This is a genomic window from Herbiconiux liukaitaii, assembly GCF_041927495.1.
Classification (GTDB): Bacteria; Actinomycetota; Actinomycetes; order Actinomycetales; family Microbacteriaceae; genus Herbiconiux; species Herbiconiux liukaitaii.
The window spans coordinates 22,074-41,836 of the sequence record NZ_JBHFHG010000008.1 but is presented as its reverse complement, the minus strand read 5'-3'; the positions used below and the strand labels follow the sequence as shown (position 1 = coordinate 41,836).

The 19,763-nt window shown below is 70.4% G+C and carries 18 protein-coding genes; 2 read left to right on the top strand and 16 right to left on the bottom strand.

Annotation, left to right across the window (positions count from 1 at the left end; all coding sequences use genetic code 11):
- Positions 1-2 precede the first annotated feature (2 nt).
- Complete coding sequence (locus ACEXQC_RS16705) at positions 3-440, bottom strand: DUF3151 domain-containing protein (protein ID WP_374824995.1); 438 nt, start codon at positions 438-440, stop codon at positions 3-5.
- Positions 437-2,851 (bottom strand): phosphoketolase family protein, encoded by a 2,415-nt coding sequence (locus tag ACEXQC_RS16700; protein ID WP_374824992.1) that lies wholly within the window; start codon positions 2,849-2,851, stop codon positions 437-439. Before ACEXQC_RS16700 ends, ACEXQC_RS16705 begins: the two co-directional genes overlap by 4 nt.
- A 158-nt stretch (positions 2,852-3,009) precedes the next feature.
- Between ACEXQC_RS16700 and ACEXQC_RS16695 the strand changes: the two genes are divergently transcribed.
- On the top strand, positions 3,010-3,669 hold the full coding sequence (locus tag ACEXQC_RS16695) for a hypothetical protein (protein ID WP_374824989.1): 660 nt from the start codon (positions 3,010-3,012) through the stop codon (positions 3,667-3,669).
- Here the strand turns inward: ACEXQC_RS16695 and ACEXQC_RS16690 are convergent.
- The 7 genes from ACEXQC_RS16690 to ACEXQC_RS16660 form a co-directional block, all read right to left on the bottom strand.
- Positions 3,596-4,219: a GNAT family N-acetyltransferase gene (locus tag ACEXQC_RS16690; RefSeq protein WP_374824986.1), complete on the bottom strand. Its 624-nt coding sequence runs from the start codon at positions 4,217-4,219 to the stop codon at positions 3,596-3,598. The genes ACEXQC_RS16695 and ACEXQC_RS16690 overlap by 74 nt on opposite strands.
- On the bottom strand, positions 4,216-5,343 hold the full coding sequence (gene menC, locus ACEXQC_RS16685) for an o-succinylbenzoate synthase (RefSeq protein ID WP_374824984.1): 1,128 nt from the start codon (positions 5,341-5,343) through the stop codon (positions 4,216-4,218). Before menC ends, ACEXQC_RS16690 begins: the two co-directional genes overlap by 4 nt.
- Before the next feature lie 9 nt (positions 5,344-5,352).
- Positions 5,353-6,042 carry a phosphatase PAP2 family protein gene (locus ACEXQC_RS16680; protein ID WP_374824981.1) on the bottom strand — a complete coding sequence of 230 codons (690 nt, stop codon included), beginning with the start codon at positions 6,040-6,042 and terminating at the stop codon, positions 5,353-5,355.
- 22 nt (positions 6,043-6,064) lie between these two features.
- Positions 6,065-6,907, bottom strand: coding sequence for a CPBP family intramembrane glutamic endopeptidase (locus ACEXQC_RS16675; RefSeq protein ID WP_374824979.1), 843 nt, complete (start codon positions 6,905-6,907; stop codon positions 6,065-6,067).
- 54 nt (positions 6,908-6,961) lie between these two features.
- Positions 6,962-8,572, bottom strand: coding sequence for a sugar ABC transporter ATP-binding protein (locus ACEXQC_RS16670; protein WP_374824977.1), 1,611 nt, complete (start codon positions 8,570-8,572; stop codon positions 6,962-6,964).
- A gap of 20 nt (positions 8,573-8,592) precedes the next feature.
- A complete protein-coding gene (locus tag ACEXQC_RS16665; protein WP_374824974.1) occupies positions 8,593-10,164 on the bottom strand; it encodes an MFS transporter in 1,572 nt (523 codons plus the stop codon).
- A gap of 78 nt (positions 10,165-10,242) precedes the next feature.
- Positions 10,243-11,457, bottom strand: coding sequence for a glycerate kinase (locus tag ACEXQC_RS16660; RefSeq protein WP_374824971.1), 1,215 nt, complete (start codon positions 11,455-11,457; stop codon positions 10,243-10,245).
- Between the two features lie 99 nt (positions 11,458-11,556).
- Here ACEXQC_RS16660 and ACEXQC_RS16655 point away from each other — a divergent pair, with 99 nt between their 5' ends.
- Positions 11,557-12,654, top strand: a complete 1,098-nt coding sequence (locus tag ACEXQC_RS16655; protein ID WP_374824968.1) for an NAD(P)-dependent oxidoreductase — start codon at positions 11,557-11,559, stop codon at positions 12,652-12,654.
- A 35-nt stretch (positions 12,655-12,689) separates the two neighbouring features.
- On the opposite strand, the gene ACEXQC_RS16650 is transcribed toward ACEXQC_RS16655, so the two are convergent.
- The 7 genes from ACEXQC_RS16650 to nrdH form a co-directional block, all read right to left on the bottom strand.
- Positions 12,690-13,994, bottom strand: a complete 1,305-nt coding sequence (locus ACEXQC_RS16650; RefSeq protein ID WP_374824965.1) for an ABC transporter permease — start codon at positions 13,992-13,994, stop codon at positions 12,690-12,692.
- Entirely contained in the window at positions 13,991-14,725 is a 735-nt protein-coding gene (locus ACEXQC_RS16645) for an ABC transporter ATP-binding protein (RefSeq protein ID WP_374824962.1), read from the bottom strand. Before ACEXQC_RS16645 ends, ACEXQC_RS16650 begins: the two co-directional genes overlap by 4 nt.
- The gene (locus tag ACEXQC_RS16640; RefSeq protein ID WP_374824959.1) at positions 14,725-15,795 is read right to left on the bottom strand and encodes a permuted SH3 domain-containing protein; all 1,071 of its coding nucleotides are present in this window, start codon (positions 15,793-15,795) and stop codon (positions 14,725-14,727) included. The genes ACEXQC_RS16645 and ACEXQC_RS16640 overlap by 1 nt, the downstream gene beginning before the upstream one ends.
- 150 nt (positions 15,796-15,945) lie before the next feature.
- The gene (gene nrdF / locus ACEXQC_RS16635; protein ID WP_374824956.1) at positions 15,946-16,932 is read right to left on the bottom strand and encodes a class 1b ribonucleoside-diphosphate reductase subunit beta; all 987 of its coding nucleotides are present in this window, start codon (positions 16,930-16,932) and stop codon (positions 15,946-15,948) included.
- A 31-nt stretch (positions 16,933-16,963) separates the two neighbouring features.
- Entirely contained in the window at positions 16,964-19,111 is a 2,148-nt protein-coding gene (gene nrdE / locus ACEXQC_RS16630) for a class 1b ribonucleoside-diphosphate reductase subunit alpha (RefSeq protein WP_374824954.1), read from the bottom strand.
- On the bottom strand, positions 19,096-19,500 hold the full coding sequence (gene nrdI / locus ACEXQC_RS16625; protein ID WP_374824952.1) for a class Ib ribonucleoside-diphosphate reductase assembly flavoprotein NrdI: 405 nt from the start codon (positions 19,498-19,500) through the stop codon (positions 19,096-19,098). Before nrdI ends, nrdE begins: the two co-directional genes overlap by 16 nt.
- A complete protein-coding gene (gene nrdH / locus ACEXQC_RS16620) occupies positions 19,497-19,736 on the bottom strand; it encodes a glutaredoxin-like protein NrdH (RefSeq protein WP_374824949.1) in 240 nt (79 codons plus the stop codon). The genes nrdI and nrdH overlap by 4 nt, the downstream gene beginning before the upstream one ends.
- Between the last annotated feature and the right edge of the window lie 27 nt (positions 19,737-19,763).

The following is a 19,763-nucleotide window of genomic DNA, read 5'->3' as shown; positions in this document are numbered from 1 at the left end:
GCCTAGCGCTCGCCGGCCTCGATCGCGGCCACCGCGGCGGGGTCGGCGCCCTCGAGGAACTCGGTCAGGCGCACGACCTCGTCGGTCTCGCCGATGCCCTCCGCGGCACGACGCAGCGTGTAGAGCGCGAGCAGCACACCCCGGTTGCCGCTGCACGACCACGGCACGGGGCCGTGCCCCTTCCAGCCGGCCTTGCGCAGCGCGTCGAGCCCGCGGTGGTAGCCCACCCGCGCGTAGGCGTAGGACTGCACGGGCTCGCGCCGCGACCACGCGCGGTCGGCCAGGGTCGCCCAGGCGAGCGAGGAGGTCGGGTGCGCGGTGACGGTCTGCTCGAGCACCTCGTCGACATCGAAGCCGATCGCGCGGTCGAGCGCCTCGCGCACCTCGGGCTCGTCGGGCAGCTGGGTCTCGGGCACACCGAGGAGGTTCTGGTTGCTCATCCCTCGATCGTAGTTCGTGCACCGGATTCCGGCCGCCCCGCGGGCAGAACGGGGAAGCCCACGACGTCGGGCATGTCCTCGCCGTGCTCGCGCGTGTAGGCGCGGTGGGCGGCGCGCTCGTCGTCCATCCGCTGCGAGAGGCCCGCGTAGGCGGTGGTGAGCCGGGGCACGCGGCGGATGACGTCCATGACCAGCCGGAACCGGTCGAGGTCGTTGAGCATGAGCATGTCGAAGGGCGTGGTGGTGGTGCCCTTCTCCTGGAAGCCCCGCACGTGGATGTTCGCGTGGTTGGCCCGCCGGTAGGTGAGGCGATGCACGAGCGACGGGTAGCCGTGGAAGGCGAAGACCACGGGCTTGTCCACCGTGAAGAGCGCGTCGAACGAGGCGGCGTCGAGGCCGTGCGGATGCTCGGTGCTCTCCTGCAGGCGCATCAGGTCGACGACGTTCACGAAGCGCACCGCGAGATCCGGGATCTCCGCGCGCAGGATCTGCACCGCGGCGATGGCCTCGACCGTGGGCACGTCGCCCGCCGACGCCACGACGACCTCGGGCTCCTCGCCCTCGCGCTCGGTGCCCGCCCACTCCCACACGCTCGCGCCGCGGGCACCGTGGGTGCGCGCCTCCTCGAGGCTCAGCAGAGCGCCGGTGGGATGCTTGCCCGCCACGATCACGTTCACCAGGTCCCGCGTGGCGAAGCAGTGCTCAGCGGTGACCAGCAGCGAGTTCGCGTCCGGCGGCAGGTACACCCGCACGATGCTCGCCTGCTTGTTGACGACGTGGTCGAGGAAGCCGGGATCCTGGTGCGAGAAGCCGTTGTGGTCCTGCCGCCAGACGTGCGACGAGAGCAGGTAGGTGAACGACGAGATGGGCCGACGCCACTCCACGTGCGCCGCGGACTCGAGCCACTTGGCGTGCTGGTTGAACATCGAGTCGACCACGTGGATGAACGCCTCGTAGGAGGTGAACAGACCGTGCCGCCCGGTGAGCAGGTAGCCCTCGAGCAGACCGTGCAGCAGGTTCTCGCTCAGCACCTCGATGACCCTGCCCTCGTGACCGAGATGCAGATCGGTGGGGAGCACCTCGCCCTGCCACTGCTTGCCGGTGACCTCGTAGACGTCGCCGAGGCGGTTCGACTCGACCTCGTCGGGCCCGAACAGGCGGAAGTCGAGCGGGTTGGCCGCCATCACGTCGCGCAGCCACCGGCCGAGCACCCGCGTGGGCTCGACCTCCTCGGCTCCGCGGCGCTCGCCGATCCGCACCGCGCGGGGGTCGAGGGGCGGCAGGTCGAGGTCCTGGCGCAGCAGTCCGCCGTTGGCGTGCGGGTTGTCGCTCATGCGCAGCGTGCCCTCGGGGTGCACTGCGTCGAGCAGATCGACCGGGCGGCCGTCGGCGTCGAAGAGCTCCTCGGGGCGGTAGCTCCGCAGCCACTCCTCGAGCAGCGCGAGGTGCTCCGGGTTGTCGCGCACACCCGAGAGCGGCACCTGGTGCGAGCGCCAGGTGTTCTCGACAGGCAGGCCGTCGACCTCCTTGGGGCCCGTCCAGCCCTTGGGGGTCTTGAGGATGATCATGGGCCAGGCCGGGCGGGCGTCGTCGGAACCCTCCGCGCGGGCGGCGGACTGGATGGCGGTGATGTCGTCGAAGCATGCCGCGAGCGCCTCGGCGAACCGCTCGTGCACGGCCGCCGCATCCTCGCCGTCGAAGCCGCCGCTCACGATCCGCGGGGCGTAGCCGTAGCCCGTGAAGAGCGCGATCAGCTCGCTCTCGGGGATGCGCGCGAGCAGCGTGGGGTTCGCGATCTTGTAGCCGTTGAGGTTGATGATCGGCAGCACGGCGCCGTCGGTGGCCGGGTTGAGGAACTTGTTGAGGTGCCAGCTGGCGGCGAGCGTGGCCGTCTCGGCCTCGCCGTCTCCCACCACGCACGCCGTCACGAGCTCGGGGTTGTCGAGCACGGCGCCGTAGGCGTGCACGAGCGAGTAGCCGAGCTCACCGCCCTCGTTGATGGAGCCGGGGGTCTCCGGCGCCGCGTGCGACGGGATGCCGCCCGGGAACGAGAACTGGCGGAACAGCCGCTGCATGCCCTCGCCGTCGCGCGTGATGCGGGGGAAGAGCTCGGAGTAGGTGCCGTCGAGCCAGGCGCTCGCCACCACTCCTGGGCCGCCGTGGCCGGGGCCGGCGATGTAGACCACGTCGGCGGAGCGCTCGACGATCAGCTTGTTGAGGTGCGCCCAGATGAAGTTGAGGGCGGGGGTGGTGCCCCAGTGGCCGAGCAGCCGCGGTTTGATGTCGTCGCGGGTGAGGGGCCGCTCGAGCAGCGGATCGTCGAGCAGGTAGATCTGCCCCACGGAGAGGTAGTTGGCGGCACGCCACCACAGGTCGACGGAGGAGAGGGGGACAGTGCGGGGTTCTGTCATGGGGCCAGCCTAGGAAGCGTGGGGCACCGTGAGAAGGGACTTTGGACCTCGGTTCGAGGGGAGTAGAGGGGTAGCTGAGCGCTGGCTGGGCATGGGTGCCGCGATGTCCCCCACTCGACCGCCCCCGGCGGGCCGGATGCCGCCCGTATCCTCGACACGTGGATGCGGGGAACAGCCGGGCGGGCGTCGTGATGCGGCCGCGCGTGCAGATCATCCGGCAGGTGCGCCTGGCCGCCGCCGCCCTCATCCTGCCCGTGTTCACGGCCATGCTGTGGTTCGCCATCCCCCGCGGCACGTGGCTGAGGGTCGTCGTCGCGTTCGCGTTCGTGACCGCGCTCTACCTCGTGGGCGCCGCGCTGCTGCGCAGGGTCAGCATCCGTCTGACCGACGACGGTGTCGTCGAGCGCGGGTTCTTCCGACGCGAGACGCGTGTTCCGGCCAAGCGGATCGCGGCCGCCGTGGTGCTCGACGTCTACCGCGGGGTGACCGCCGAGACCGACCGCCAGCTGTTCCTCGTCGACTCGGCGGGCGAGCTCCTGGTGCGCCTGCGCGGCGAGTACTGGACCAACGAGGCCATCGAGACCGTCGCCTCCACGTTCGGCGTGCCCGTGCGCCGGTCGCCCGACCCCGTCACCACCGCTCAGCTCCGGCGGGACGTGCCCGAGCTGCTGTTCTGGTTCGAGCGCTGGCCGTGGGCGGGGCGCCTCACGATCGTGGGGATCATCGCGCTGCTCGCGCTCATCCTCATCGCGCTCCTGTCGCCGGAGATCCTCGTGCTGGGAGCTCCGTCGTCGGAGCAGTCGGCCGCTCGGGGCTGAGCGCGAACACGACCCCGTCGGGGCCGGTGCGCACGCGCTCGAAGCCCACCCGGGGGTAGAACGACAGCGCACCGGGGTTGCCGGGGTCGACCACCACGTGCACTCCCGTGTGAGCCGGGAGGGTGTCGACGAAGTGCTGCACGAGGCGCCTGCCGAGGCCTCCGCCGCGCCCCTGCTCGAGGATGTCGATGTGCAGGTGGGCCGGGAACGCGTCGCATTCCGGGATGAGCATATGTCGCGCGTGGTCGGATCGCTCCGTGTGATCGAGGGCGCTTCCCGCTGGCCCGATCCACTCGCCGGCCTCGAAGCGCGCGGCGAAGCGACGGGTGTCGGCCGTGCCGAGCACGTAGCCCACAACCGCGCCGTCGCGCTCGGCGACCACGGCGTGCGTGGGCTCGAGATTGAGGTACGGCGTGGCCCAGCGGTCGGTCAGCTCGCGCGGATCGTCATGCTGCCCTGTCGCATCCCGCCCGGCGTCGCCTGTCTGCACGCAGATGCGCTGCACCGCCTCGAGGTCGTCGGGGCGGTACGGCCGGATGAGGTCGGTCACGACACGGCGAGCTCGACGGGCGCCCGCAGCGCCCAGTCGGTGAGCAGCTCCTCGCGCACGGTCACGCCGGAGCCCGGGCCCGTCGGCACCGCGAGGCGGCCGTCGACGAGCACGAACGACTCGGTGAGATCCTCGGCGAAGTAGCGATCCGACGCCGAGGTGTCGCCGGGCAGCGTGAAGCCGGGCAGCGCGGCGAGCGCCACGTTCGCCGCGCGCCCCACCCCGGTCTCGAGCATGCCGCCGCACCACACGGGCACGTCGCGCTCGAGGCAGGCGTCGTGGATGCGGATCGCCTCGAGGTAGCCGCCCACCCGGCCCGGCTTGACGTTCACGATCGAGGTCGCATCGCGCTCGATCGCGTCGATGGCGACCTCCACGCCCGTGATCGACTCGTCGAGGCACACCGGGGTGTCGATGGCGCGGGCCAGCAGCACGTGCGCCCGGATGTCCTCCTCCACGAACGGTTGCTCGATGAGCAGCAGACGGAACGCATCGAGCTCGCGCAGGTGGTCGATGTCGGCGGTCGTGTACGCCGTGTTGGCATCGACCTGCAGGAGCGCTTCCGGGCCGAGCAGCTCGCACACGGCGGCGACGGGCTCGAGATCCCAGCCGGGCTTGATCTTGAGCTTGATGCGCCGGTACCCGGCCTGCACGTACTCGGAGACCTCGGCGAGCAGCTCGTCGATCGAGGGGGCGATCCCCACCGACACGCCGCAGTCCACCTCCGGTCGCACGGCGCCGAAGTACTCGCCGAAGCTCATGCCCGCCGCACGCGTCTCGGCGTCGAGCACCGCGGTCTCGAGGGCGGCCTTCGCCATCCGATGCCCCACCACGAAGCGCAGCAGGCCCGCCACGTCGTCGGCCCTCATGGTGCGGGCCGCGAGCAGGGCGGGGGCGAGGTAGGAGCGGATGACGGCCTCGGCGCCGTCGATGTACTCGTTCGAGTAGAACGGATCGGCCATCGCCACGCACTCGCCCCAGCCGTCGCCCTCCGCCGTGCGCACGCGCACCAGCAGCACCTCACGAGCGGTCTGGCGACCGAAGCTCGTCTCGAAGGGGCGCACGAGCGGCATGCCGATGCGGTGCAGCTCGATGGCTTCGACGGTGACAGGGAGCGCGCTCATGGGTCGACGTTACCGGCTGGCGGGCAGCTTCTTCCAGATCGGGGTGTGCGGAGCCTGGCGTTCCCGGTGCAGCCGGGCCGCGAACGGGGCCCACATCAGCACGGCCACGCCGGCGCCGAGCAGCAGCCCGCCGACGGTGTCGCTCAGCCAGTGCGCACCGAGGTAGGTGCGGCTCGCCATCATGAGCACGGTGTAGGCGGATCCGACGACCCAGACCCACACCCGCGCGAACACGATGCCGAGCGCCACCGCGAGGGTGGCGGCGTTCGCGGCGTGGCCGGAGGGGAAGGATCCGAAGTCGGAGACCACGAGCATGTCCTCGGGCCTCGGCCGCCCCACGACCGACTTGAGGATCTGCACGAGTGCGGCGCTCAGAATGGTGGCGAGCACGTAGAAGAGCGCCGACCACGGCCGGCGGAACACGAGCAGCAGGGCGATCACGAGGAGCGGGACCACGAAGACCGCTATGGCGCCGCCGCCGAGGTAGTTCATGAGGAGCGAGGGCGCCTCCCAGAACGCGTTGCGGTTCTCGAGCACCTCGTCCATCCACTCGGAGTCGATCTCGAAGGGCAGGGCGGTCTGGCCTCTGAGCACGAGCACGAGTGTGAGCAGGCCCACCACGAGCAGGGCCACCGCTGCGGAGACGACCGGCCAGCGGCGGGCGACCTTGTAGGGGGTGGGGGTCGGCGTTGACGGCATCTGGAGATGGTACCCCGCGTGATCAGCTCAGCGTCGGGGTGGTGGGGCCTGCTGCGCTCGAGGCGATGTCGATGACGGCCACCGAGAGGTTGAAGACCATGTGGGTGAGGATGGAGGGGCCGAGGCGCCGGGTGAGCACGGCGAGGCTGCCGAGCACGAGACCGACCACGAAGAGCGTCACGAGTCGGGAGACGGCGGCGGCGGTCTCGGGTGCACCGTCGAGGTGGAACAGCACGAACAGCAGCGACGACCCCACCACGGCCACGGCTGCGGCGAATCCCGAGCGCCCGCCCACCGCGTTCTCGATCGAGCGCAGCACGAGGCCGCGGAAGTAGAGCTCCTCCACCACGGGCGTCACGATCGAGGCCGCGACGATGGCGGTGAGCACGAACCAGAACGGATCGGGTCCGACGCCGCCGTCGTAGGGGGTGCTCGGAGTGCCGCTCGCGAGGCGGGCGAGCTCGGCGATGCCCACGGCGGCGGCGCGCAGCACGAGGCCGGCGAGCAGGCCGATGGCGAGGTCGATGAGGGAGAAGCGCAGCCCGAAGTCGGCCGCCAGACTGCGCCGGCCGCGCCAGAAGCACGCCACGAGCACCACGACCACGAGCGGCAGCCATCCCGCGACCACCTGCTCGAGCGCCCACCGCACCTGCGGCTGATCGGCGAGCTGCGGCAGCCGCACGAGCGCCTGCACGAGCGCCGACAGCAGCACGAACAGCAGCACCCCCGCCACCACGTCCACGAGCCCCCACCGCGCCGAGCGCCCGGCCGAGCCGTCCGCACCGCGCCCAGCAGCGTCGTCCGTCCCGCGCCGCGCACCGCGCCCCGCAGCCTCGTCCGCCGTCTCCCCCGCCCCCACGCTCACCCTCCCACGCTATCGCCTCCGCCCTCCCGCCCTCCCCACCTGCGGGGCGGGCGCTCAGGAGGGGGCGAGGAGGGGGGCGGCGTCGGCGAGGGAGGCGCCGCTCGGGAGGGAGCCCGTGATGCGGCCCTCGGCCATCGTGAGCACGCGGTCGCAGTTCTGCAGCAGGAGCTCGGTGTCGGAGGCGACGAGCACCGCGCCCTTGCCGCCCGCGAGGGCGGGGGCGAGAGCGGTGAGGATGGCGTCACGCTCGGCGGCGGAGGCTCCGTCGAAGGGCTCGATGAGGAAGAGCACCTGACGGTCGGAGGCGGGGAAGGCTTCGAGGAGTCCGAGCACGCGCGCGCCCTGGTCTCCCTCGCGGCTGAGGGAGCGCACCCGGCCGAGGAGCTTGGCGCCGGCGCTGCGGTCGCCCTCGTCGGGGGCGTCGGTGGCTTCGCTCAGCAGACCGAGGGAGGCGAGGCCGCGCACCCGGGTCTGCGAGACCGGCACCGTGAGTCCGCCGAGCAGGTGCATGCGGTAGCGCTGCTGCGAGGTGCCGGCGAAGAAGAGCCCTGCGGCGATGGCGTGCTCGATGGTGTCGGTCTGCACCACGGCGCCGCGCACGCTGACCTCACCGGTGGCGTCGACGCCGGCGGATCGGCCGTAGACGCTCAGCAGCAGGTCCTCCGCGCCCGACCGCCGCAGCCCGGCGATCCCGAGCAGCTCCCCCTCCCCGAGCTCGAACGAGGCGTCGTCCACCACGAGCCGCTCGCTCCGCAGCACATCCCGAGCACTCCACCCCCGCACCGCGAGCAGCACCCCTCCACGCCTCCCACCCGCGGCCCCGAGCGTCCCGGCGGGCGCGGATGCGGGAACCGGCGGAGAGGGTGGGGTGGGGGCGGCCGGGACGGCGGGCGCGGATGCGGGAACCGGCAGGGAGGCGGGGGCGGGCGGGGTGAGGAAAGCTGGGTCGGCCGCAGTGGGTGGGGAGGGATTGCCCGGGGCGGCGAACAGCTCGTGGAGGAGGGTGGCGTGGGTGGGGGCGGTGCCTGCTGCCCACTCCGTGCGGGGGTGGCGGGCCACGAGGCGGTGGCGGTTCAGCACGACGACCTCGTCGGCGTAGTCGAGGGCCTGCCGCGGCTTCTGCGTGAGGATCACGAACGCGGTGCCTCGGTCGCGAAGGGTGGCGAGGAGCGCGAAGAACGTCTCGCTGTCGGCGTCGTCGAGCACGGCGCTCGGCTCGTCGATCACGAGGAGGGAGGCACCTCCGACCAGTGCCCTGGCGAGTTCGACGCGCAGGCGGTCGAGCTCCCCGAGCTGATCCCCCTTCGTGGAGAGCGGCAGCGCCACGCCCAGGTCGCCGAGCACGCGTGTGGCCTCGGTGCGCATCCGCGTGCTGTCGACGCCGATCGGGATGGGACCGAGGCGGCGCATCGGCACGGATCCGAGGAACACGTTCTCGATGAGGTCGAACCCCCCGGCCACCCCCGAGCGGGCGGAGAGCACGGCCACGCGCGCCGGATCGTTCTTGTGCTGCCGGCCGACGCGGTCGGTCACGGTGGCGAGCACGGTGCCGAGCCCGGAGCCGTTGCCGCCGCACACCGCGACGATCGTGGCGGGCGCCACCCGGATGGCCGGCCCGGGTTCGAGCGCGATCTCGAAGTCCGGTCGTCCCGCGCTCTCGCTCACGCCCCCACGCTACCCGAGCGTCAGTGGCCGCCCGGGGCTGCGGTGCGGCGGGGGAGGGCGAAGACGAGGAGGAAGGCGACCACCGCGAACGCCACGCTCACGCCCATCGCCGCGGCCGAGCTGTTCACGAAGCCCGTGGCCACCGCATCCGCCGACGACCCGGCCACCACGAGCGTTCCGAAAAACACGCTGCCGATGACCGCGATGCCCACGGCGCTGCCGATGCGCTGCATCGCGCTGATGACACCGGAGGCCGCCCCGGCGTCTGCCCGGTCGACCGTCGCCACGATGAACTGCGCGTTCGGCGCGATGAAGAGACCGTTGCCGACACCGGCGATGAACAGCGGCGCGAGCAGCAGCCAGTTGGTGAGGTCGGCCGGGTTGGTGAAGAGCAGCACGAGCCACACCCACGCGAGACCGAGCGCCACCGCGGCGGTGCCGATGACGAGCACGGTGCGTCCGAGGCGCTGGGAGAGCCGGTTGCTCTGGCTCGACCCGAGGATGGAACCGATGGCGAACGGGATCGACACCGCCCCCGCCTCGAGGGCGGTGTGGCCGAGACCGCTCTGCCACAGCAGCGAGATGGTGAAGAAGATGCTCGTGAACGCCGCGAAGTAGACGAGGGCGAGCACCACTCCTCCCGTGAACGCCGGGTGCCTGAACAGCTTGGGCGGCACGAGCGGCAGGTTGCCCCGCTTGGTGTACGCGACCTCCCAGGCGCCGAACGCCACGAGCAGGAGCACGCCGGCGGCGAGGGTGAGGTAGGTCCAGAGCGGCCAGCCCTCGTCTTCGCCCTGGATGAGCGGCACCAGCAGCGCGATGAGCCCCCCGGACACGAGCACGAGCCCGACCCAGTCGATCCCGCCCTTCACCGAGCCGCCGGCCTCCCCGCCCCCGCGACCCGCAGGCGCACCGAGCGTGGTGGGAGTACCGGGAGCGGCGGATGCGCCGGAAGGGGCTGATCCGCGGGCGCCGGCAGTGGGGGCGGCGGCGCCCGCTGCTACCTCGGCGGTTTCGCGGCGGCCCGGGAGGAGGATGGCGGCCGCCACGAGGGTGGCGAGGCCGATGGGGAGGTTGACGCCGAAGACGAGCCGCCACCCCTCCTCGGCCCCGAACGCCTGGATGATGAGACCGCCGATGATGGGCCCGAGCGCCGTGGAGACACCGATGACAGCCCCCATGATGGCGAACGCCTTGCCCCGCATCTGCGCCGGGAACAGCAGCTGGATGTACGCGGTGACGGCCGGCACGAAGATGCCGCCCGCGAGCCCCTGCACCACCCGCGACGCCACGAGCTGGAAGTCGTTCTGCGACAACCCGCAGGCCACGCTCGCGAGAGTGAACAGCCCCACGCCGGTGAAGAACACCCACTTGTGCCCGATGCGGTCGCCCACCCGCCCCGCCGGGATGAGCGCGAGCCCGAAGGCGAGGGCGTAGCCCGAGATGATCCAGCTGAGGGTGGCCTCGCTGGCGTCGATGCTCGTGCGGATGGAGGGGAGCGCCACGTTGACGATCGTGGTGTCGAGCAGGGCGATGCACATGCCGGCGAGCAGGACGACGAGCGACTGCCAGGCACGCTTGGAAGCGGTCATCCCCTCACTCTGGCACCCTTCGGTCACCTCGGTGCGGCGCGATCGGGATCTGGGGAGAACCCGACCCGATCCACAGGATCAGGGGGTGAAGGCGCGTGCCAGTGCGGCACCGGCGGCCACGAGATGGGGTCGCGGATCGGCCATGGCGGCCTCGGCGGATCCCGCGAGCTCCGTGAGCGACACGGCCTCGTCGAACGACTCCGTCGGACCGCTGATCGACCCCGCCACGAGAGCGACCCGCGGCCCGGCTTGCGCCGTCGCACCCACCGCCGCGCGAGCGAGGTCGCGCACGGCGCCGGGCACCTTGCCCGACTCGGACTGGTCGTCGAAGCGCCCCTCCCCCGTGACCACCACATCGGCCCCCACGAGCCGCTGCGGCAGCTGAAGCAGCTCCGCCACGGCGGCGGCCCCCGGCGTGAGCCGCGCGCCCCACGCGAGCAGCCCGAATCCGGTGCCGCCCGCAGCCCCCGCGCCCGGCGTCTCGGGGTCGATGCCCGCCGCCCCCGAGAGCACTCGCGCGAAGACCGCGAGATTGGCCTCGGCCTGAGCTTCGAGCGCCTCGCCGATCCCCTTCTGGAGCCCGAAGACCCCCACAGCCCCGCGCCGCCCGAGCAGCGGGTTGTCGACGTCGCTCAGCACCGTGACGCCTTCGGGTGGCAGATCCCGCAGCCCGGCGAGATCGGCGCGACGGATCGACGCGAGCCCCCCGTTCCCCGGTGCCACGTGGCGCCCGTCGTCTCCCGTGAAGCTCGCGCCGAGCACCTCGAGGGCCCCGGCGCCGCCATCCGTGGAGGAGCTGCCGCCGATGGCGAGCACGACCGCATCGACACCTGCGTCGAGGGCGGCACGGATGGCCTGGCCGAACCCGATGGTGTGCGCCTCGAGCGGCCGCAGCCGGTCGAGCAGGGTGATCCCGCTCGTGCACGCGAGCTCCACGACAGCGGTCCCTCCGAGCCGCCCGCCGGCGCCGACATCCGCGCCCGCCTCCGCACCGCCGCCCACGGTGACGGACTCGACGCCGGCACCAGCAGCGGCGACAGGCGGGAGCCACAGCCACGTCGCCGAGATCACGCGATCGTCGGGCCCCGTGACGGTGACCGGCATGCGCTGCGCATCGGGGCGGGCGATCTCGAAAGCGTCGAGTGCGCCCTCACCGCCATCCGCCATCGGTATGCGCTCGACCACATCGTGCGGCCGTTCCGACAACCACCCCTCGGCCAGCCACTCCGCGGCCTCGACCGCGGTGGCGGTGCCCTTGAACGAATCCGGCGCGATCACGACACGAGAAGACACCCGCTCATCCCCTCACGCCGCCCCTCCCCCTGTCAACCGGGCCCAGGCATCCGAGGCCACGCACCCCACGGCGTCGACCCGAGATGCCAGAGTGGAGTCATGAGCGATGCGACGACGCCCTCCGTTCCCCCCAGGGGCAGCACCCCCGCCGAACAGCCCGCGCCCGGCACCCCCGCCGATCCCACCGCCACCGGCACCGCCACCACCCTCGACGCGGGCACGCCCCCGCACGACGCCGCCGTCGCGCGCCGCCCCCGCGCCCACCTCACGTTCGAGCTGCCCCCCAACGCCGCCGCCCGCCTCGCGGGCTCCCCCGTCGACGTCACCACGAGCACCGCCGACCGCGACGCCCTGCTCGCCGCCGTGCCAGGCGCCGCCGCCATCGCGAGCCTCGTGACCCACCGCATCGACGCCGAGGTCATGGACGCCGCGGGCCCCTCCCTGCGTCTCGTCGCCAACCTCGGCGTCGGCTACGACAACATCGACGTGCCCGCCGCCACGGCCCGCGGCATCGTGGTGACCAACACCCCCGGCGTGCTCGACGAGGCCACCGCCGACCTCGCCTTCGCCCTGCTGCTCGCCACGGCCCGCCGCGTGGTGGAGGCAGACCGCTTCGTGCGCACCGGGGCCGAGTGGCGCTGGCAGCCCGACTTCTTCGTGGGTCTCGACGTGAGCGCGGGTGCCACGCTCGGGATCGTGGGTCTCGGTCGCATCGGCATGGCGGTGGCCCGTCGCGCCGCCGCGTTCGGCATGCGGATCGTCGCCACCGGCTCCCGCGCCGAGAGCGAGGAGGCCGACGCCCTCGGCATCCGCCCCGTCGAGCTCGACGAGCTGCTCGCCGAGAGCGACGTCGTCTCGCTGCACTGCCCGCTCACCCCCGACACGCGGCACCTCATCGGCGCCGAGAAGTTCGCCGCCATGAAGACCTCGGCCATCCTCATCAACACCGCCCGCGGACCGATCGTCGACGAGCTCGCCCTCATCGAGGCCCTCCGCCACGGGGAGATCGGCGCGGCCGGCCTCGACGTCTTCGAGTGGGAGCCCGCCATCAGCCGCGGCCTGCTCGAGCTGCCGAACGTGGTGGCGGTGCCCCACATCGGCAGCGCTGGCGTGGCCACACGCGAACGGATGGGCGAGCTCGTGGTGCAGAACATCGTGGCGGTGCTCACCGGCAACCCGCCGATCTCGCCGGTCTGACTCCGAGCCCCCAGCGAGAACGCACGCACGAGCACTCAGTACCGGATCGCGTCAATCACCTTCACACGCACCGCCACGAGCGCCGGCAGCAGCCCCGCGAGCGCCCCCACGGCAGTCGCCGCCACGAGCCCGAGCACAGCGGCCTCCACGGGGAACGGCGGGAAGTCGGTGATCATCCCCTGCCCCACCAGATCCCGCACCATCGGGCTCTGCACCACGAGCACCGCCACCACGACCCCCGCCACACCGGCGGCGACCGTCGCCACGACGCTCTCCATCATGACCGCGAAGAACACCCGACCCGCCGTGGCCCCGAAGCTGCGCCTGATGCCGATCTCCCGCACCCTCTGCTTCACGGTCACGAGCGCGATGTTCACGAGCCCGAGAGCACCGAGCAGCAGCACGAGCACCGCGATCCCACCCACCACGAGCTTCGTGACGAGGAACGGATCGTCGCCGAACTGCGCGTAGTCCTGCCGGTAGACATCGACCTGCACCCCCTCGCCGAGGGCGGCGGCGAAGTCGCGCTGCAGCAGCGGCATGAGCGTCTCGGCGATGTCGGGCGGCACCCACATCTCGTACTGCGTCTGCCCGCCGAACGGGTTGAACCCGGCGTCCGCACCGCCCGCCGCCGATCCGCCGTTCGTGGGATCGGCCGCCTGCACGGCCGCGAACTGGTCGACGAGCATGAACATCGACGGCTCGGTCTCGTAGCTCGCCACCGGGGTCACCCCCGTGATGACCGCGATCGTGCTGGGCTGCGCCCCCTGGCCGCCGAGCTCGACCGTGGGATGCGTCTCGAGCGCCGGCGATCCGAGGCGCTCCCAGAAGATCTCGTTCACGATCACCCGCGGTGCGAGCTGCGTCTCGTCGGCGTCGGTGAACCAGGCGCCCTCGCTCACGCGCACGCGGTGCATCTCCCCGTAGGGCTGGTCGACCGCCTGCACACCCACGGGCACGATGCCATCGACGAACCCCACGTTCTGGGTGCCCGAGAGCAGTCGGCTGCCGTAGGTCACGTCGTAGCGCTCGAGGGTGTCGGCCCAGGTGGCGTCCATGAGCTCGCCGTCGATCTCGCCCGAGCCGGATCCCGAGGCCGCGCCCGCGCCCGTGCCGTCGCTGTACGCCGTCAGGTACAGGGTGGCGGGCCGCCCGCTCGAGCGCTCGCTGAGCTCCTCGTTGGCCTGCTGCACGATGCCGCCGAGCGCCACGACCGTGGTGAGCGAGCACACCGCCACCGCCACACCGATGAGCGAGAGCAGCACCCGGGTGCGATGGATGCGCAGCTCCTGCCACGCCTCGAGCACGGCCCCCACGAAGCCCGTGAGCACGCGCCTCATGCCGCAGCCCCCGCATCCGCATCCGCATCCGCCGGAGCCCCCACGCCCGCATCCGACCGCGTCAGCACACCCCGGTCGAGCCGGTAGTGGTCCCTGGCCCGCGTGGCGATGGCCGGATCGTGCGTGATGATCACGAGTGCCGCCCCCGTCTCCGTCGCCACCTCGTCGATGAGCTCCATGACGGTCTGCCCGGTGTCGAGGTCGAGGGCGCCGGTGGGCTCGTCGGCGAGGATGAGGCTCGGCCCGCGCACGAGCGAGCGCGCGATGGCCACACGCTGCTGCTCGCCGCCGGAGAGCCTGTCCGGCAGGCTCGTGAGACGATGGCCGAGCCCCACCTGCTCGAGCATCGAGGCGGCGATGGCCTTGCGCTTCCAGAACTGCTGGCCGGTGGCGTAGAGCAGCGGCATGGTCACGTTCTCGAGCGCGGTGCGCCCGGGCAGCAGGTTGAACTGCTGGAAGATGAAGCCGATCCGCGCCCCGCGCACCCGGTCGCGCTCGGCGCTCGAGTACGACTTGACGGGTCGGTCGTCGAAGGTCAGCACTCCGCTCGTGGGCTGGTCGAGCAGGCCCATGAGGTTGAGCAGGGTCGACTTCCCGGATCCGGATCGCCCCACGATCGACACCCGGTCGCCCGGTTCGACCGCGAGATCCACCCCGTTCAGGATGGTGAGCGCCGGCTGATCGGGCGGGAGCACCGTGCGGGTGACCTCGCGGAGTTCGAGCAGCGTCATCAGCCCGCGCAGCTCATGCTGCCGTCGGGCAGGCTCACGCAGCCCTCCATGCCGGGCTCGCCGCCCCCTGGCACGGCGAGCGCGCCGGGAGCGAACTCGAGGATCTCCTCGCCCTCGGCGAGACCCCCGGTGATCTCCACCACGGTGCCGTCGCTCAGGCCGAGCCCGACCGCGCGCTCCTCGGTGCCGCCGTCGGCGGTCGGCACCCAGACGGTGCCGGTCTGGGCGGCGCCGCGCACGGCGGTCATCGGCACCACGAGCACGTTGTCGACCTGGCCTCCCGCGATGGTCATCTCGGCGGTGAGCCCCGAGAACACCACCTGTCCGTCCGGCACGGGGCAGGTCACGGTGGTCCCGGATCCGGCCCCGCCGCCTGCGCCTCCGCCCGAGCCGCCTCCCCCGGTCACCCCTCCCGAGCCGCCGGCGTCGTCACCGGTGCTGCCCGGTAGCGGGGTGGTGATCCTGAGCCCCGTGCACGTGAACGGTGCCGGGCCTCCGCTGATGGCGATCGATGCCTCGGTGGGCTGGTTGACGAGCCGGTACTGCTGGGCGGGCTCGAGCGTGCCGGTCACCGAGAACGTGGGCGGGGCCACCTGGCCCGTGGTCTCGCCGATCGTGACGGACTGGCCCGGGATCACACCGAGCGAGCTCAGCGTGCCGGAGGTGGGGGCGGTCACCTCCACGTAGCGGAAGATCGCGGGCAGCGGCTTGCCCTCGGCGTCGATGGTCTCGGCGGGGTCGCGCTCGATCTCGACCTTCACGTCGTAGATCACGTCGCCCGCGTTCACGGCCGAACCCTGGGCGTAGAAGACCTCGTCGACCGCACCGGCGGCGGTGGCCTTCACGGGTACCGCGGCGTCGGCCGCGATGGTGGCCTGCACGATCACGTCGTTGGTGATGCTGCCGAGGCCCACGGTCGTGCGGGGCTCCACGATCTCACCCGTCGGCACGGCCGGATCCGCCTCCTCCGTGGTGTCGGGGAAGAAGGCCAGCTTGCCCAGCGCAACGGCGATCACGAGGATCAGGACGATTCTGAGGATCGGGAAGACCCACTTTCTAACGACGCCCACAGCACTCCTCATTCGCCGGACAGAACCACCAGCCTAGGGGGCCCCACCCCCCACCACCCATCCCCCACTTGAACACTCCGCGACGGCTCACGACAGACGCCCCGCCCACCTGGAGAGGCGGACGGGGCGTCGTGGTGCGGGGAGGAGGGGCTAGAAGTCCCAGTCCTCGTCTTCGGTGTTCACGGCCTTGCCGATGACGTAGGAGGAGCCCGACCCCGAGAAGAAGTCGTGGTTCTCGTCGGCGTTCGGCGAGAGCGCCGAGAGGATGGCCGGGTTCACGTCGGTGACCTGCTTCGGGAACATCGGCTCGTAGCCGAGGTTCATGAGCGCCTTGTTGGCGTTGTAGTGCAGGAACTTCTTGACGTCTTCGGTGAGACCGACCTCGTCGTAGAGATCCTGCGTGTACTGGGTCTCGTTCTCGTAGAGGTCGTAGAGCAGCGAGAAGGTGTAGTCCTTCAGCTCGTCGCGCTTGGCCTGGTCGACGAGCTCGAGCCCACGCTGGAACTTGTACCCGATGTAGTAGCCGTGCACGGCCTCGTCCTTGATGATCAAGCGGATGAGGTCGGCCGTGTTGGTGAGCTTGGCGTGCGACGACCAGTACATCGGCAGGTAGAAGCCCGAGTAGAAGAGGAACGACTCGAGCAGCGTCGAGGCGACCTTCCTCTTGAGCGGGTCGTCGCCGTGGTAGTAGTCGAGGACGATCGACGCCTTCTTCTGCAGGTTCGGGTTCTCGGTCGACCAGCGGAACGCCTCGTCGATGTCCTTCGTGTTCGACAGGGTCGAGAAGATCGACGAGTACGACTTGGCGTGCACCGACTCCATGAACGCGATGTTCGTGTAGACGGCCTCCTCGTGCGGCGTGATCGCATCGGGGATGAGCGACACCGCGCCCACCGTGCCCTGGATGGTGTCGAGCAGGGTGAGACCCGTGAACACGCGCATGGTGAGCTGCTGCTCGGCCGGCGTGAGCGTGGCCCACGACTGCACGTCGTTCGACAGCGGCACCTTCTCGGGCAGCCAGAAGTTGTTGACCAGGCGGTTCCACACCTCGACGTCCTTCTCGTCCTGGATGCGGTTCCAGTTGATCGCCTGCACCTTGTTCAGCAGCTTGAGCGGCTCGGAGGGAGGAGGGGTCATGAGAGTGTCTTTCGGATTGTAGGGTGGGCGATCACAGCATGCACGAGACGCAGCCATCGACCTCCGTGCCCTCCAGCGCGAGCTGGCGGAGACGGATGTAGTAGATGGTCTTGATCCCCTTGCGCCAGGCGTAGATCTGCGCCCGGTTGATGTCGCGAGTGGTGGCGGTGTCCTTGAAGAACAGCGTGAGCGAGAGGCCCTGGTCGACGTGCTGCGTGGCCGCGGCGTAGGTGTCGATGATCTTCTCGGCGCCGATCTCGTAGGCGTCGGCGTAGTACTCCAGGTTGTCGTTCGTGAGGAACGGAGCCGGGTAGTAGACGCGGCCGATCTTGCCTTCCTTGCGGATCTCGATCTTCGAGGCCACGGGGTGGATCGACGAGGTCGAGTTGTTGATGTACGAGATCGAGCCGGTGGGCGGCACGGCCTGCAGGTTCTGGTTGTAGATGCCGTGGGCCTGGATGGAGGCCTTGAGCTCGAGCCAGTCGCTCTGCGTGGGGATGGCGATCTCCGACGAGGCGAACAGCTCGGCGACGCGCGCCGTGGCCGGCACCCACGGAGCATCCGTGTACTTGTCGAAGAACTCGCCCGAGGCGTAGGTCGAGTCCTCGAAGCCGTCGAACTTCTCGTTGCGCTCGATGGCGATGGAGTTCGAGGCGCGCAGCGCGTGGAACAGCACGGTGTAGAAGTAGATGTTCGTGAAGTCGACACCCTCCTCCGAGCCGTAGTGCACGCGCTCACGGGCGAGGTAGCCGTGCAGGTTCATCTGGCCGAGGCCGATGGCGTGCGACTTGTCGTTGCCGTCCTCGATCGAGCGCACCGAGGTGATGTGCGACTGGTTCGACACCGAGGTGAGGCCGCGGATGGCCGTCTCGACGGTGAGGCCGAAGTCGGGCGAGTCCATCGACAGGGCGATGTTCATCGACCCGAGGTTGCACGAGATGTCCTTGCCGATGTGGTCGTACGACAGGTCTTCGTTGTAGGTCGTGGGCGTGTTGACCTGCAGGATCTCCGAGCACAGGTTCGACATGTTGATGCGGCCCTTGATGGGGTTCGCCTTGTTGACGGTGTCTTCGTACATGATGTACGGGTAGCCGGATTCGAACTGGATCTCGGCGAGGGTCTGGAAGAACTCGCGGGCCTTGATCTTGGTCTTGCGGATGCGCGGGTCGTCGACCATCTCGCGGTACTTCTCGGTCACCGAGATGTCGCCGAAGGGCAGGCCGTAGACCTTCTCGACGTCGTACGGCGAGAAGAGGTACATGTCCTCGTCGTTCTTGGCGAGCTCGAACGTGATGTCGGGCACGACGACGCCGAGTGAGAGCGTCTTGATGCGGATCTTCTCGTCGGCGTTCTCGCGCTTGGTGTCGAGGAACTTCATGATGTCGGGGTGGTGGGCGCTCAGGTAGACGGCGCCGGCCCCCTGACGCGCACCGAGCTGGTTGGCGTAGCTGAAGCTGTCTTCGAGGAGCTTCATGACGGGGATGATGCCCGAGGACTGGTTCTCGATCTGCTTGATCGGGGCGCCGGCCTCGCGGATGTTCGAGAGCAGCAGGGCCACGCCGCCGCCGCGCTTCGAGAGCTGCAGGGCGGAGTTGATGCCGCGGGCGATCGACTCCATGTTGTCTTCGATGCGCAGCAGGAAGCACGAGACGAGCTCGCCGCGCTGGGCCTTGCCGGTGTTGAGGAAGGTGGGGGTGGCGGGCTGGAAGCGGCCGCCGATGATCTCCTCCACGAGGTTGACGGCGAGCTTCTCGTCGCCCTGGGCGAGACCGAGGGCCGTCATGACCACGCGGTCCTCGAAGCGCTCGAGGTAGCGCTTTCCATCGAAGGTCTTGAGCGTGTAGCTCGTGTAGTACTTGAACGCGCCGAGGAAGGTCTCGAAGCGGAACTTCTTCGAGTAGGCGAGGTCGTTGAGCTGCTGGATGAACTCGAACGAGTACGACTCGATGAGCTCGCGCTCGTAGTACTCCTTCTCGATGAGGTAGTCGAGGCGCTCACGCAGGTTGTGGAAGAAGACCGTGTTCTGGTTGACGTGCTGCAGGAAGTACTGCTTGGCGGCCTCTTTGTCTTTGTCGAACTGGATCAGTCCGTTGTCGTCGTAGAGGTTCAGCATCGCGTTGAGCGAGTGGTAGTCGAGTGCCGGCGCCGCCTGAGGTGCGTCGATCAGAGTTGCTTCCACAGTGTGTCCAATCCAATCTGGACGGCCTCGCGGTCATCCGGGGTTCCGAATACTTCGAATCGGTAGAGCAGCGGCACCTGCGTCTTGCGCGCGACGATGTCGCCCGCAAGGCAGTAGGCCTCGCCGAAGTTGGTGTTGCCGGCGGCGATGACGCCCCGGATGAGTGATCGGTTGCCCTCCTCGTTGAGGAAGTGGATCACCTGCTTGGGAACCGCACCCGCTCCGTTGCCCCCTCCATAGGTGGGGAGCACGAGCACGTAGGGTGCGGTGGCCTTGAGCTTCTCGTCGCGAGCGCGGATCGGGATGCGCGACGCGGGCCGGCCGAGCGACTCCACGAAGCGATGCGTGTTGCCGGAGACGCTCGAGAAGTAGACGAGGTCTTCGGTCACACCGCTGCGCGGCTGGCGAGCTCCGCGATCTTGTCGGGGCGGAAGCCGGACCAGTGGTCGCCCTCGCTCGTCATGACCACGGGGGCCTGCAGGTAGCCGAGCTCCTTGACGGTCTCGAGTGCCTTCTCGTCGACCGAGAGGTCGAAGATCTCGAACTCGAGACCCTTGTTCTCGAGGGCGCGGTAGGTTGCAGTGCACTGCACGCAGGAAGGCTTGGTGTAGACCGTGATCGCCATGGGGTGAGCACCTTTCTCGAGTGTCGA